We start from the raw sequence: 14014 nt of genomic DNA on the forward strand, positions 1-14014 counted from the left end.
CGCGCCGGTCGGTCGGTTTCACGGAGCGGGAACGCGTTCTGGATGCGCACAAGCAAGCCATCCGGGACATCCGGGGCGACCGCCCGGCGGAGCCGACCGGGCGGGGACGCGCAGGCCGAAAAGCCGTGGCCCGATCGTGACAGGAACTGACGGATAAACACTTCAGTCACCGCCGTTTGCAGATGTACGCTGCACCCACCAATCCCGGGGGGGATGACGCCGCTCGCGCGCGCCGCACCGACGTGCCCGCGCATGCCCGAGCCCGCGAACCCATGTCCCGGCGCCGCATTTTCCGTCCCAGGGGGGACTTTGAACATCCTGCGCCACAAGCGCCTGGGCGGCCTCGCCGCCGCCACCGCCGTCGCGGCCCTCGCCGCCGGCACCCTGATCTCCGCCCCGGCCGTCGCCGCCGGGACCCCGGACGCCCCGCACGGCACCACCGAGGCCGTCGTCCCGGAGTCGGGCCCGCTGTCCGGCCCGCTGCTGCCCCGTGAGGCCCGGCGCGGCGCGTTCGCCGCCGCCGCGCAGGCCGCCCCGCGCCTGGACGCGGACGGCGACGGCATCCACGACCTGCTCTACCGCGCGCCCGACGGCCGCTACTACGTGAACCCCAGCGGCTCCGACGAGCACTTCGAGTACACCGTCGGCGACCAGGCCGGTTCCGTGGAGTACAAGGACGTCATCCCGGTCGGCAAGCAGGACCAGGACGACCTGACCGACCTGGTCACGCTCTCCAACGACGGCGTCCTGGAGCTCTTCCGCGGCAACGGCCGCTACGGCACGGAGACCTGGAGCACCTGGTCCGGCAAGGGCTGGAACGCGTACAACAAGGTCCTCGCCCCGGGCGACCTGACCGGCGACGGCCGCGCGGACCTGCTGGCCCGCACCCCCGGCGGCACCCTGTACCTGTACCAGGCCACCGGCAACCCCGCCGCCCCGTTCGCCTCCGCCCTGAAGATCGGGGCCGGTTGGCAGGGCTACGACCAGCTGATCGGCGTCTCGGACCTGAACGGCGACGGCCGCGCGGACCTGCTCGCCCGGACCACGGGCGGCGACCTCTACCGCTACCTGGGCACCGGCAAGGCGTCCGCGCCCTTCGCCGCCGCGGTGAAGATCGGCTTCGGCTACCAGGTCTACAACCAGATCACCGGCCTGGACGACTACGACGGCGACGGCTCGGCCGAGCTGTTCGCCCGCGCCCTCTCCGGTCAGACCTACATCTACAAGGGCAACGGCAAGGGCGGACTGTCCCCGCGCTACACCAGCTCGAAGGGGTACGAGTCGGTCCGCCTCTTCGCGGGCCAGGGCGGCAACCCCGACTTCGGCCGCAACGACCTGATGGGCCGGGACTCCGCGGGCACCCTGTGGTGGTACCACCCCAAGGGCAACGGCACCCTCGCCGCCCGCCAGAAGATCTCGGACACCGGCGGCTGGAAGACGGCCAAGATCACCTGGGCCTCCTCGCTCGACCGCCGGAACGACACCGACATCGCCGAGGTCGCCAACGGCGGCCGCCTGTACGTCAACGGCGACCAGATCAGCGCGGGCTGGGGGATCTACAACACCCTCATCGGCCCGGGTGACCTGAGCGGCGACGGCCGGGGCGACCTGCTCGCCCGCGACGGCGCCGGGGTGCTGTACCTCTACCCGGGCAACGGCCAGGCCACCGGCTTCGCCTCGCGCGTCAGGATCGGCGCCGGCTGGGGCGGCTTCACCAAGCTGACCGGCGCGGGCGACCTCACCGGGGACGGCCGGGGCGACCTGGTCGCCCGCGACGGATCCGGCCGCCTCTACCTGTACGCCGGCACCGGCAACCCGAAGGCCCCCTTCAAGGCCAAGGTGAAGATCGGCACCGGCTACCAGGTCTACCGCCAGCTCGTCGTGACCGGCGACCTCACGGGGGACGGCCGCGCCGACCTCGTCGCCACCGACTCCGCGGGCAACCTGTGGCGCTACGACGCGTACGGCAGCGGCAAGCTGACCGCCCGGGTCAAGATCGGCACCGGTTACGGGACCTACCCGAACCTCTACTGACACGGGGCGCGTCCGCCGGGCCGGAGCCGGCCCGGCGGACCCCTGAGCTCCACCCGAACCATCTGCACGAAGCCCCTGGGGGGACTGTGAACACCCTGCGCCACAAGCGCCTCTCCCGTATCGCCACCTGCACCGCGCTGGCCATCGCCGCCGGTACCGCCCTCGCGACCCCGGCCGCCGCCGAGCCCGTGGCCCCCGGGGCCCCCGCCGCCCGGAGCGCCGCCGAGCAGCGGACCCCGCAGCCCACCGGGGTGCTCCCCGAGGCCCGCCGCGGCGGCCTCGCGGCCCGCGCCGCCGGTGCGGCCCCGCTCTTCGACCTGAACGGCGACGGCCGCAACGAGCTGCTCTACCGCACGGGCGCCGACCACGTCCTCAAGACCTGGACGAGCGACGACACCCCCTTCACCACCCCGCTGTACGAGGACTCCGCCTACAAGGACCTGATCCCGGTCGGCGACCTGGACCAGGACGGCAGCCCCGAGCTGCTGGCCCTGACCGTGACCGGCGAGCTGTCCCTGGCCACCGCGTCCACCAGCGGCTTCGGCTACACGGAGTGGACCGGCAAGGGCTGGCAGGTCTACAACAAGGTGCTCGGCGCCGGCGACCTGACCGGCGACGGCCGCCCGGACGTGCTGGCCCGCAAGCACAACGGCGAGCTGTACCTCTACGCCGGCCGCGGCACCCTCTACGGCGAGCCGTTCCGCGCCGCCGTCAAGGTGGGCGCCGGTTGGCAGACGTACGACCAGATCGTCGCGGGCGGCGACCTGAACGCCGACGGCACCGGCGACCTGGTGGCCCGCACGCCGGCGGGCGACCTGTACTTCTACAAGGGCACCCGCAGCGCCGCCGCCCCCTTCGCGAAGCCGGTGAAGATCGGCACCGGCTGGGGCATCTACAACCAGCTCCTGAACCTGGGCGACGCCAACGGCGACGGCGACTCCGAGATCCTGGCCCGCGACGTCTCCGGCACCACCTGGTACTACGCGGGCAACGGCAACGGCACCCTCGCCGCCCGCCAGAAGTCCGGCACCAACTGGCAGTGGACCAACCTCTTCGCCGGCCAGGGCGGCGTCCCCGCCCACGGCAAGAAGCGCCTGGTCGGCCGCAACACCGCCAACACCCTCTACGTGTACGGGACCAGCGCGAACGGCGCCCTCAGCGCGCGCGAGAAGTGGAGCGACGACGGAGGCTGGCCGGACTTCGCCCCGATCACCAGCGCCTCCTCGATGAACGACAGCCTGTGGGGCTCGTTCATGTACGTCTACCAGGGCCGGCTCCACCACGAGAACGACGACCTCGGCGCGGGCTGGGGCGCGTTCAACGCCCTCGTGGGCCCCGGCGACCTGAGCGGGGACGGCAAGGGCGACCTGCTGGCCCGCGACAGGTCCGGGGTGCTGTGGCTCTACCGCGGCAACGGCCGGGGCACCGCCGTGGGCAGCAAGTCGAAGATCGGCGCGGGCTGGGGCGGCTTCGACCGGCTGCTCGGCGGCGGCGACTTCACCGGCGACGGCCGGGCCGACCTGATCGCGCGGACCACGGGCGGCACCCTGTACGTGTACCCCGGCACCGGCAACGCCTCGGCCCCCTTCGGCGCCAAGGTCAAGATCGGCACCGGCTTCGGCGTCTACAACAAGATGGCCTCGCCCGGCGACATGAACGGCGACGGTCGGGCGGACCTGGTGGGTACGGACTCCCAGGGCAACGCCTACCGTTACGTCACCACCGGTCTGGGCGGCGCCTCGACCCTGTCGAAGCGCGTGCTGCTCGGTGGCGGTTGGAACACCTACAAGAACCTGTACTGAGTCGGCACGTCCCAGGGGGGACCGTGAACACCCTGCGCCACAAGCGATTCGGCCGCATAGCGGCCTGCACCGCGCTCGCCCTCGCCGCCGGACCGGTCTTCGCCGGTCCGGCGGCGGCCGGGCCCGTCGTCCCGCCGAAGCCCCCGGAGGCCCGGCAGGAGCTGCGCACCCCGCTGCCCACCGGCAGCCTGCCCACCGCGCGTCGCGAGGCCCTGACCGCCCGCGGGCCGCTGGCACCCGCCCGGTTCGACGTGAACGGGGACGGCAACAACGACCTGCTGTACCGGACGCTCGGCAACAGCTACCTGCTGAAGACGTTCGCGCAGGAGGACAAGCAGGTCACGGTCCCCGCCGGGGAACCCGGGGAGACCCTGCGCGACGTCGTCCCGGTGGGGAACACCACCGGTTCCGCACAGCCCGAGGTGCTCACGCTGAGCACCACCGGGAAGCTGTCGCTGTACCAGGTGGAGAAGGGCGGCTCGTTCACCTCGCAGGGGTGGAGCGGCCGCGGCTGGACCGTCTACAACAAGGTGGTCGGCCCCGGTGACCTGACCGGGGACGGCAAGCCGGACCTGCTGGCCCGCACGCCCGGCGGCGAGCTGTACCTGTACCCGGGCACCGGGGCGGGCTACGGGGCCGCCCCGTTCGGGGCCCGGGTGAGGATCGGGGCGGGCTGGGGCGCGTACGACCAGCTCGTGGCGGTCGGGGACACCGACGGCGACGGGCACGGCGACCTCGTGGCCCGGACCCCGGGCGGCGCGCTGTACCACTACGCGGGCACCGGCAGCCGGACGGCCCCGTTCCGCGCCAAGGTCCAGGTGGGCTCCGGCTGGCAGATCTACAACCAGCTGTTCTCGCTGGGCGACGGCGAGGTCCTGGGCCGGGACCTCGCCGGCACGGTCTGGCTGTACGTCCCGCTGGGGGACGGCCGGCTGGCCCCGCGCAAGCAGTTCGGCACCCGCTGGCAGTACACCACCCTCTTCTCGGGGCAGGGCGGCACCTCCGCCCACGGCAAGTACCAGCTGATCGCCCGGGACACGGCGAACACGCTGTACGAGTACACGGGCCGGATGAACGGCGCCTTCTTCCCGCGGGAGAAGGCCAGTTCGGACGGCGGCTGGCCGGACCACGCGCCGATCGTGTTCGCCTCCTCGGTGACGAGCGCGGGCTACGGCTCCTTCCTGTACGTCTTCCAGGGCCACCTGTACAACGGCGACAGCCACGTCGGCGGCGGCTGGGACATCTACAACCACGTCACGGGCGTCGGCGACCTGAGCGGCGACGGCATCGGTGACCTGGTGGCCCGCGACAGGGCGGGGGTGCTGTGGCTCTACCGCAGCACCGGCACCGGCTCGACCTTCGCCACCCGTGTGAGGATCGGCGCGGGCTGGGGCGGTTTCGACCGGCTCTTCGGCGCCGGCGACCTGACCGGGGACGGCCGGGCCGACCTGATCGCACGGACCACGGGCGGCACCCTGTACGTGTACCCCGGCACCGGCAACGCCTCGGCCCCCTTCGCCGCCAAGGTCAAGATCGGCACGGGCTTCCACATCTACGGCAAGCTCGCCTCTCCCGGCGACATCACCGGGGACGGCCGCGCCGACCTGATCGGCGTGGACTCCGCGGGCAAGGCGTACCGGTACTCCGCGACCGGCCTGGGCGGCATGTCCACCCTGTCCGGACGGAGCCTGCTGGGCGGCGGCTGGAACATCTACAAGGGCCTGCACTGACGGCTCCCCCGCCCCACCCGTACGACGGCGCCCCGCTCCCGGTCCTCCGGGGGCGGGGCGCCGTCGCGTGCGGTGCCGGTGGGCGTCAGGACTCCTTGACCGCCACCGCGAACAGCCGGCGGAAGGGCAGCACGGTCCCGGCGGGGCCCGGCGGGTACGCCTCGCGGAGCCGGGCGCGGTAGGCGTCGAGGAACTCCTCCCGGGCCGTCGGGTCCCCGGCGAGGGCGGTCAGGACGGGGCGCAGGGCGGTGCCCTTGACCCAGTCGAGCACGGGGTCCGGTCCGGTGAGCAGGTGCAGGTAGGTGGTCTCCCAGACGTCGGCGGCGCAGCCGTGGCCGGTGAGGAGGGCGTGGTAGTCGAGGGGTTCGAGGACGGGCTCGGGGCGCGGCAGGGCGTCCGGGTCGAGCCGGTCCCGCCAGCGCGGCTCGGCGCAGAGCTCGCGGAGCAGCCGGTGGGTGGGGGCGCGGAAGTTGCCGGGGACCTGGAAGGCGAGGACCCCGCCGGGGCGGAGGGCGGCGATCCAGGCGGGGAAGGAGTGCTGGTGGCCGGGGACCCACTGGAGGGCGGCGTTGGAGACGATCAGGTCGTAGGGGCCGTCGGGGCGCCAGTCGGCGAGGTCGGCGTGCCGGAAGTCGAGGCCGCCGCCGCCGGGGGTGGGCCCGGCGTGGTCGCGGTCGGCGGCGGCGAGCATCTCGGGGGAGTTGTCGAAGCCGGTGACGCGGGCGGTGGGCCAGCGGTCGGTGAGCAGGGCGGTGACGTTGCCGGGGCCGCAGCCGAGGTCGGCGACGCGGGGGGCCCGCGTCCCGGATCCGTACCCCCGTACCGGATCCCGGACGCGGGCGAGCAGGTCCCGGAAGGGCCTGCCGCGGTGGTCCGCGTGGCGGAGGTACTGGGCCGGGTCCCAGGTGGGCGGGGTGGTGCCGGTCCCGGCGGGTGCGGCGGGTGCGGTGGGATCGGACGCCATGGGGCCCTCCTCGGGCACGCGAACAGCACAGAGCGGGACGGAACGGCACTTCTCCGGCCCCTTGCTCCCCTATGATCACCCCAGTTTTATCTTGACGTCAAGAGACTTCATATCGACAGACCCTTTACACTGATCGGCATGGAGGACGAGGTCGACCGACTGGTCGCGGCATGGCGGCGGGAACGCCCTGACCTCGACGTGGAACCGCTCGAAGTGCTGAGCCGCGTCAGCAGGCTCGCGCGCCACCTCGACCGCGCCCGCCGGCTCGCCTTCGCCGAGCACGGACTGGAGCCCTGGGAGTTCGACGTGCTCACCTCGCTCCGCCGCGCCGGGGAGCCCTACCAGCTCTCCCCCGGGCAGCTGCTCACCCAGACCCTGGTCACCTCGGGCACCATGACCAACCGCATCGACCGGCTCGCCAAGAAGGGCCTGGTCGAGCGGCTGCCCGACCCCAACGACCGCCGGGGGGTCCTGGTCCGGCTCACCGCCGAGGGGCGGGACCGCGCGGACCAGGCCCTCGCCGGACTCCTCGACCAGGAGCGCGCCATCCTGGCGCAGCTGCCCCGGGCCCAGCGGATGGAGCTGGCGGGCCTGCTACGCCAGCTGACCGCTCCGTTCGACAACATCCCCGGGTAGTTCCACGGGTCGCACCCCGGCCCGCCGGGCCAGGGCCACCGCGGCCAGGGTGGAGTGCACGCCCAGCTTGCCCAGGACGTTCTGCATGTGGGTGCGGACGGTGTGCGGGGACAGGAAGAGCCGCGCCGCCACGTCCTTGCGGTTGAGCCCCGCCACCATGCAGCGCAGCACCTCGTGCTCGCGCGGGGTCAGGGACTCCACCAGCCGCTCGCTGTCCGTGCGGGTCTTGCGGGCCGCGGTCAGCTCCCGCAGCACTCCCGTCAGCAGCGCGGGCGGCAGGTGCGTCTCCTCCCGGAGCACGCCCCGGATCACCGCGAGCAGCCGGGACAGCGAACAGTCCTTCGCCACCCACCCGGAGGCCCCGGCCTGCAGGGCCATCGCGGCCCGCCGCGGATCGTCCCGCTCGGCGAGGACCACGGTGCGGACCGCGGGTTGCCCCGCGCGCACCCCGGCGACCAGGGCGATCCCGTCCCCGGAGGGCACGGCCGGCGCCGAGCCGTTGGGCTGGGCCGGGATCCGGACCGGCCCGGCGGCCCCCGGCGGACCACTGCCCAGATCGGCGTCCACGAGCAGGACGTCGTACCGGCGGCCCTCCGCGACGCCCCGTTCCAGACAGCGCAGCGCGGCGGGACCGCTGCCCGCCGCGGACACGTCCACATCGGGCTCGGCCGCCAGCGCGGCGGCCAGGGATTCGGCGAAAATACGGTGGTCGTCGACGACGAGAACCCGGATACGAACCACAGACACCCCCATGGGTCGGGGAACGGAGAGGCGCGGGTACGACGCCCGGCCCGGAGCTGGTTGGATCAGCAGTGGCCACGGCCGCCGCCGCAACTGGACTGCTACCCCGGCCCGGACGTCGTACCCGACTGTCTCGACCCCTGAATCAACACCGGCCCCCACCGGTGTCGAGCATCAGCGTAGGGCCCGGCGCGCTCGGGGGTTGGCCGAATCCCGGAAGTTCCTCCCGGGGATTTTTCCGGCGGTTCGCGGCAACTCCCCTGAACGGTACGGGCGCTGTTCCGCGGACGGACATCTTCCGGCCCGGCCCGTGGCCGAAACCGGGCCCCGCGGCACGGGGTGTCGGAAGCCTCCGGCACGGGGTGTCGGGCGGTGTGCCGGGACGGACCGCCGCCCCACACGACGCCCCGCCCGACACCCCGTCCGCCGGCGCGCCCCGACACGGACCGGCCCCGTCGGCCGCCTCAGACCCCGTCGGCCGCCTCCGCCTCCCGGCGCAGCGCGAACTCCCAGGCGTCCGAGACGATCCCGGCCAGGTCCGACCGGGTCGGGATCCAGCCCAGCCGCTCCCGGGCGGTGTCCGCCGCCGCCACCAGTACCGCCGGGTCCCCGGCCCGCCGCGGCGCCACCACCTCCGGGACCGGCCGACCGGTCACCTTGCGGACCGTCTCGATGACCTCGCGCACCGAGAAGCCGTTGCCGTTGCCCAGGTTGCACACCAGGTGCTCCCCGGCCGCGGCGGCCTCCAGGGCCGACAGGTGGGCCCCGGCCAGGTCGGCCACGTGGATGTAGTCCCGCACGCAGGTGCCGTCCGGGGTCGGGTAGTCGTCGCCGAAGACGTTGATGTGCGGGCGCTGCCCCAGCGCCACCTGGAGCACCAGCGGGATCAGGTGGGTCTCCGGGTCGTGCCGCTCGCCGAACTCCCGGTAGGCGCCGGCCACGTTGAAGTACCGCAGCGAGACGGCCGCCAGCCCGTGGGCCGCGCACTCCCCCGCGATCATGTGGTCCACGGCCAGCTTGGAGGCCCCGTACGGGTTGGTGGGCGCCGTCACGGAGGTCTCCGTCAGGCGGCCGTCCCCGGGCTCGCCGTAGGTCGCGGCGGTGGAGGAGAACACCAGCTTGCGCACCCCCGCGTCCCGCATCGCGGTCAGCAGCTCCAGGGTGCCGCCCACGTTGTTGGCCCAGTACTTGCCCGGATCGGCCACCGACTCGCCGACCTGCGAGGAGGCCGCGAAGTGGAGCACGGCGTCGTAGGAGGGGTCGAGGTGGCGGGCGGCGTCCTGGATGCGGCCGTCGATGAGCCGCGCCCCGGCGGGGACACCGGCCCGGAAGCCGGTGGAGAGGTCGTCGAGGACGGTCACCTCGTGCCCCGCCTCCAGCAGGTGGGCCGCCACGACGCTGCCCACGTATCCGGCTCCGCCGGTGACCAGGTACTTGTTCACTTGCTCGCCTCTCAGGAAGAACGCACTCGGTACACACGCTCCGCCCGGCGCCCGAGGCCCGGGGGAACGGCGGCTTGCCGGAAGGCCGCCGCCCGGTGAAGAGCGCGCGGCGGTCCCGACGGCGCGGTGCGACCCGGTGGTCCGGTGCGTCCCGGCAGTTCCGCCGGGGCAGAGGCTACTCCCGGGAGCCGGGCTGTCCGGGCACGGAAGCCCGGTCCAGGAGGCCGGTCCGGGCCGCCAGGGCGGCCGCCTCCAGCCGCGATCCGACGCCGAGCTTCATGAGTACCCGCTGGACATGTGTGCGGGCTGTGCTGGGGGCGATGCCCATGCCCGCGGCGATCAGCCGGGTGTCCTCGCCCTCGGCCACCCGCACCAGCACCTCGACCTCGCGCGGGGTGAGGAGCTGGAGCAGCCGGCTGCCCTCGTCGTCGGGCTGGGCGGCGGGGTTGAGCAGCTCCGCGAAGGCGCTCTGGAGCAGCTGCGGGGCGACCGCCGCCTCCCCCGCGCGGGCCTTGGCCAGGGCGCGTTCCACGCCCTCGATGCGCTCGTCCTGGCGGACGTACCCGCAGGCGCCCGCGGCGAAGGCGGCCGCGATGCCGCGGGGGCTCGGGACCGGGCCGAGGACCACCACGGCGATCTGCGGGCGCTCCCTGCGGATCCGGACGATGGGCTCGAAGACGCCCGGTTCGGCGGGGGTGGCGGTGCCCAGCAGGCACACCTCCGGGGCCCTGCTGATCACCAGCTCGGCCGCGCCCGCCGCGGGCGCCGCCGCGGCCAGCACGCGGTGCCCGCGCAGCTTGAGGGCAGAGGCCAGTGCCTCGGCCAGCAGCCGGTGTTCGTCGACCACCATGACCCGTACGCCCATCCGGCCCCACCCCCGACTCTTCTGCCCCGGCAAGCTACACGCTTGTTCGACGCCGTGGGCCGGTTACCGGCGAGAAGCCCCCGGAAGGCCGAAGGGGACGCCTTCCGTTGCCGGAAGACGCCCCCCAGGATCCGTGCGGGCCGGGCTCAGCCCGCCTTGAAGCCCGCGAAGAGGAAGTCGCGCTCGGCGTCCTCCGGCCGGTACGGCTTGTCGATCAGGACCTCCGAGGCGAAGAACCAGCCCTTGTGGTACCGGACTTCGGCGAAGTTGGAGGAGAAGCCGGTTTCCACCGAACGAGTGGCGGAGTCGGCCGGGTTCTCCAGCAGCAGGGTCTCCTTCATCGTCTTGGGGTCGATGCTGACCACCTGACCGCCCGCGTTGTACGGGGGCCACTTGTAGGCGATGAGGTTCGGTCCGTCCATGCGGAGCGGGAAGACCGAGTAGCGGGAGCCGGCGTCGGCGCGGTCGCCGGTCTGCTTGCCGGTGGCGAGGTCGAAGGAGACGATCTCGTTGGTGCGGTCGTACTTGCCCGCGGTGTCGTCGTGCTCGGCGGTGGGCAGGTAGATCCGACCGTTGCCGACGGCGTACTTGTTGCAGGTCTCGACGCCGGTGCCGCTGGAGCAGTTGGGCGCGTACAGGCCCTTGGCCAGGCCGATGCGGGCCCTCAGGGCGCCGGTGCGGTCGTCCACCGAGAAGATGTCGCTGATCTTGCCGCTGTTGTTGAGGTCGGTGGAGACCACCAGCGGACGGGCCGAGAGGATCTGCGCCCACTGGATGCCCTGGGGCATCCGGTAGCTGCCGCGGGGGGCGCCGGTGGTCTCGTCCAGGGACTGGGCGAGCAGGTACTGGCTGCCGTAGTCCCCGCACTTGCGGATCACGGCGAGGCCGTCACCGCCGCCGTAGCCCATGTCGTAGCAGTTCTCGGCGTCGGCCTTGGGCACCCACAGGGACTTGCCGTCGGCCAGGCTCCAGGCGGCGCCGCCGGCGAGACCGCCCGCGGCCACCGTCTTGCGGGTGAGGGTGATCTCCTTGAAGTCGGTCTTCTCGTCCCCGCTGTTGCCGCCCTTGGCGGAGCCCTTCCACAGCAGCTTGCCCGCGGCCAGGTCCAGCGCGGCCACCTCGGAGCAGCCCTGCCGGTCGTACTTGTCCTTGCGCGCGGCGGGCTCGAAGGCGATGGCCGTCCTGTCCCCGTACACCTGCTTCGCGGCGGCGCACAGCTGACCGGGCAGTTCGACCGTCCACTTGGGCTTCATGGTGGCGAGGTCGTAGCCGACGATCTCGCGGATGCCGGTCTTGGCGTAGACCGAGTCGGTCAGCCAGGAGCCGGCGACGTTGTGGAGGCGCTCGATCTTGGGCTGGGGCTCCTTGTGGACCAGCTTGGCCTTGGTGTCGGCCGGGGCCTTCTCCACGGCCGCCCCGACCGCCGGGGCCCCGTCGCCGGAGCCTCCGCCGCCGGAGCCCTCCTTGCCGTCCTCGCCCTTGCCGTCCCCGCCCGTGCCGCCGCTGCTCGCGGTGGCGCCGGGGGTGTCCTCGTCGGAACCGCTCGCGTACCAGAGGCCGCCGCCGACGATCAGGGCGATGGCGAGGACGGCCGCCAGCACGATGGAGAGCTGCTTGCGGCGCTCGTTGCCGCCGGGGCCCTTCGGGGCCGGGGCGCCCGCCCCGTACATCGGCTGGGTGGCCGGCTGCGGGGGCCCGCCGTAGGGGCCGCCGGGCTGCTGCGGGTAGCCGTACGGCTGGCCCTGCTGCGGCGCCCCGTAGGGCCCGCCCTGCTGGGGGGCGTACGGCTGCCCCGGCTGCTGCGGGTAGCCGTAGCCGGGCGGGGCCTGCGGCGGGTAGCCGTAGCCCTGGCCGGACTGCGGGGGCTGCGGGGCCCCGAAGCCGCCTGCGGGGGGTTCCACGGGGGCGCCGAAACCGCCGGCCGGGGGATCCACGGGGGCGCCGAAGCCCTGCGGGGGCTCGTTCGACGGCGGTGGCGGACTGGGCGGGGTGCTCATCGCTGCTTCTCTGCCTCTCGGGGGACGGGCTCTCGGGGGAAGGGGTTCACTTGCCGAACGCCATCAGGAGCTTCTCCTCGGCGCCGTCCCGCCCCAACAGGGAGGAGGAGGCGATGAGGAAGCGGCCGTCCACGAACTCGAACTGCGGGGTGTAGAAGGTCCGCTCGGCCTTGGCGGCGGAGTCGGGGTGGCGCTGGACCACGGTCACCTTGCCGCCACCGGCGGGCCAGGACACGATCTGGCCGCCCTTGCCGTCGGTGGTGGGGTCCACGTAGGCGTAGACCTTGCCGCCCTCGGCCTTGATCGGCGTCATGAAACGGCCCTTGGGCGCGGGGACCCGCTGCGTGATCCGGCCGCTGCTCAGGTCGAAGGCCACGGCCTCGTTGTCGCGCATGGGGGCCTTGCCGTTGGTCATGAACCAGAAGGTGTTCCCGCTGACGAAGGCGCCCTTGCAGCCCTGGAGGTCACGGCCCCACACGGACCAGCTGCACACGGCGGTGAAGTTGCCCTCGCCGGAGAGGCGGGTGCGCTTGCTGCCGTCGGTGTTGAGCACCAGGATGCCGCGCTTGGCCTCCTGCTCGCTGGCGGCGTCCACCACGATCGGGTTCATCCCGTAGACCTTGTTGATCTTCCAGGTCTTGGGGAGCTTGTACGCCCAGAGGGCCTTGCCGGTCTTCGGGTCGATGCCCTCGACCTGCTCGGTCTCGGCCTTGAAGCAGGTGGTGGCGGAGATCAGGACGGGGCCGCCCGCGTACTCGTAGGCGCTGCAGCCGTCGGGGCGCTTCTCGGCCCAGATCTTGGCCCCGTCGCTGAGGCGGTGGCCGGTGCTGGGGCCGGTGCGGGCCACCACCAGGGTGTCCCCGGAGACGGTGAGCCGCAGGTTGGTCATGATGTCGAAGAGGCCCTCCTTGGCCAGTTCCTTCGACCAGACCTCGGCGCCGGTGACCGCGTCGATCTTGATGACGCGGTTGCAGTTCGCGTTGCTGCCGGTACCGCTCTTCACCGCGTACACGATCTTGCCGTCGGCGGTGACCGCGTCCGCCTTGCCGCAGATCTCGCTCGGCAGCTTGCGGTTCCACTTCTCCTTGCCGTCGGCCGCGGCGTAGCCGGTCAGGCTCTGGTAGCCGGTCTTGACCACGGTGCCGCCGACCACCCAGAGCCCGGGCACCTGAGCACCCTTGCCGGGCACGTCCGCGGTGTTGAGCTTGAGCCAGAGGACCTTGTCCTCGCCCGGCTTGCGGCCGGCGTTGAAGTCCTCCTCCACCTGGCGGCCGTCGCCCTTGCCGTCGCCCTCGTCCACGGTGGCCGGCGCCGAGGGGGCGGCCGGGGCGGAGGGACCGCCCTTCGCCTCCGGCTTCGCGGGACCGTCGCCGTCGTCGGCGAGCAGCAGGTACCCGCCGCCGCCGAGGACCAGGGCGCCGGCCACCGCGGCGGCCACGATCCCGAGGGGCTTCCCGCGGCCCTTGCGGGGGCCGCCGGGGGACGCGCCCAGCGGCGGGCCCTGCGGGTGCCCGGGCGGCGCGGCCGGGTAGCCGAAGCCCTGCGGGGGCTGCTGCGCGTACGGGTTGGGGCCGGGCTGCGGCTGTCCGTACGCGGCCTGCGGGGGCTGCTGCGCATAGGGGTTGGGGCCCTGCGGGGGCTGTCCGTAGCCGGGCTGCGGGGGGCCGGGCAGGTGGCCGTAACCATCGGGTACGGGGGGCTGGTTCGGCGGCTCGTGGGGCGGCTGAGTCATCAGCTCGTACCTTCTGGGTCGGCGGCAGGGGGCGTGGGGACGTTCTTTCTATCACTCGCCCCGGACAGCGA

10 protein-coding genes are annotated in these 14014 nt (G+C 73.5%); 4 read left to right on the forward strand and 6 right to left on the reverse strand.

Features of this window, described 5'->3' with window-relative positions:
• Window positions 1–309: 309 nt before the first annotated feature.
• From ABTZ17_RS02520 to ABTZ17_RS02530, 3 genes are all read left to right on the forward strand, one after another.
• Entirely contained in the window at window positions 310–2034 is a 1725-nt protein-coding gene (locus ABTZ17_RS02520; protein WP_352193620.1) for an FG-GAP repeat domain-containing protein, read from the forward strand.
• 86 nt (window positions 2035–2120) lie between these two features.
• On the forward strand, window positions 2121–3836 hold the full coding sequence (locus ABTZ17_RS02525; RefSeq protein WP_352193621.1) for an FG-GAP-like repeat-containing protein: 1716 nt from the start codon (window positions 2121–2123) through the stop codon (window positions 3834–3836).
• A gap of 23 nt (window positions 3837–3859) precedes the next feature.
• On the forward strand, window positions 3860–5566 hold the full coding sequence (locus ABTZ17_RS02530; RefSeq protein ID WP_352193622.1) for an FG-GAP repeat domain-containing protein: 1707 nt from the start codon (window positions 3860–3862) through the stop codon (window positions 5564–5566).
• Between the two features lie 85 nt (window positions 5567–5651).
• Here the strand turns inward: ABTZ17_RS02530 and ABTZ17_RS02535 are convergent, their stop codons facing one another.
• On the reverse strand, window positions 5652–6530 hold the full coding sequence (locus tag ABTZ17_RS02535; RefSeq protein ID WP_352193623.1) for a trans-aconitate 2-methyltransferase: 879 nt from the start codon (window positions 6528–6530) through the stop codon (window positions 5652–5654).
• 138 nt (window positions 6531–6668) lie between these two features.
• On the opposite strand from ABTZ17_RS02535, the gene ABTZ17_RS02540 reads away from it, so the two are divergent.
• The gene (locus tag ABTZ17_RS02540) at window positions 6669–7166 is read left to right on the forward strand and encodes a MarR family winged helix-turn-helix transcriptional regulator (RefSeq protein WP_352193624.1); all 498 of its coding nucleotides are present in this window, start codon (window positions 6669–6671) and stop codon (window positions 7164–7166) included.
• Here the strand turns inward: ABTZ17_RS02540 and ABTZ17_RS02545 are convergent.
• The 5 genes from ABTZ17_RS02545 to ABTZ17_RS02565 all read right to left on the reverse strand — a co-directional run bounded on the left by ABTZ17_RS02545 (window position 7125) and on the right by ABTZ17_RS02565 (window position 13943).
• On the reverse strand, window positions 7125–7907 hold the full coding sequence (locus tag ABTZ17_RS02545) for a LuxR C-terminal-related transcriptional regulator (protein WP_352193625.1): 783 nt from the start codon (window positions 7905–7907) through the stop codon (window positions 7125–7127). The genes ABTZ17_RS02540 and ABTZ17_RS02545 overlap by 42 nt on opposite strands.
• A 464-nt stretch (window positions 7908–8371) precedes the next feature.
• Window positions 8372–9349 carry a UDP-glucose 4-epimerase GalE gene (gene galE / locus ABTZ17_RS02550; protein ID WP_352193626.1) on the reverse strand — a complete coding sequence of 326 codons (978 nt, stop codon included), beginning with the start codon at window positions 9347–9349 and terminating at the stop codon, window positions 8372–8374.
• Window positions 9350–9524: 175 nt separating this feature from the next.
• Window positions 9525–10214 (reverse strand): response regulator transcription factor, encoded by a 690-nt coding sequence (locus tag ABTZ17_RS02555; protein ID WP_352193627.1) that lies wholly within the window; start codon window positions 10212–10214, stop codon window positions 9525–9527.
• Between the two features lie 146 nt (window positions 10215–10360).
• Window positions 10361–12211: a hypothetical protein gene (locus ABTZ17_RS02560; protein ID WP_352193628.1), complete on the reverse strand. Its 1851-nt coding sequence runs from the start codon at window positions 12209–12211 to the stop codon at window positions 10361–10363.
• A 46-nt stretch (window positions 12212–12257) separates the two neighbouring features.
• Window positions 12258–13943 (reverse strand): outer membrane protein assembly factor BamB family protein, encoded by a 1686-nt coding sequence (locus tag ABTZ17_RS02565; protein ID WP_352193629.1) that lies wholly within the window; start codon window positions 13941–13943, stop codon window positions 12258–12260.
• Between the last annotated feature and the right edge of the window lie 71 nt (window positions 13944–14014).

This window comes from Streptomyces sp. NPDC097619 (assembly GCF_040302735.1).
In the GTDB taxonomy this organism is placed as follows: Bacteria; Actinomycetota; Actinomycetes; order Streptomycetales; family Streptomycetaceae; genus Streptomyces.

Excerpts from the sequence above, each read along its gene's own strand:
- ABTZ17_RS02535 (WP_352193623.1), bottom strand. The coding sequence starts at position 6,530 with ATGGCGTCCGATCCCACCGCACCCGCCGCACCCGCCGGGACCGGCACC.
- ABTZ17_RS02540 (WP_352193624.1), top strand. The coding sequence starts at position 6,669 with ATGGAGGACGAGGTCGACCGACTGGTCGCGGCATGGCGGCGGGAACGC.
- ABTZ17_RS02555 (WP_352193627.1), bottom strand. The coding sequence starts at position 10,214 with ATGGGCGTACGGGTCATGGTGGTCGACGAACACCGGCTGCTGGCCGAG.
- ABTZ17_RS02560 (WP_352193628.1), bottom strand. The coding sequence starts at position 12,211 with ATGAGCACCCCGCCCAGTCCGCCACCGCCGTCGAACGAGCCCCCGCAG.
- ABTZ17_RS02565 (WP_352193629.1), bottom strand. The coding sequence starts at position 13,943 with ATGACTCAGCCGCCCCACGAGCCGCCGAACCAGCCCCCCGTACCCGAT.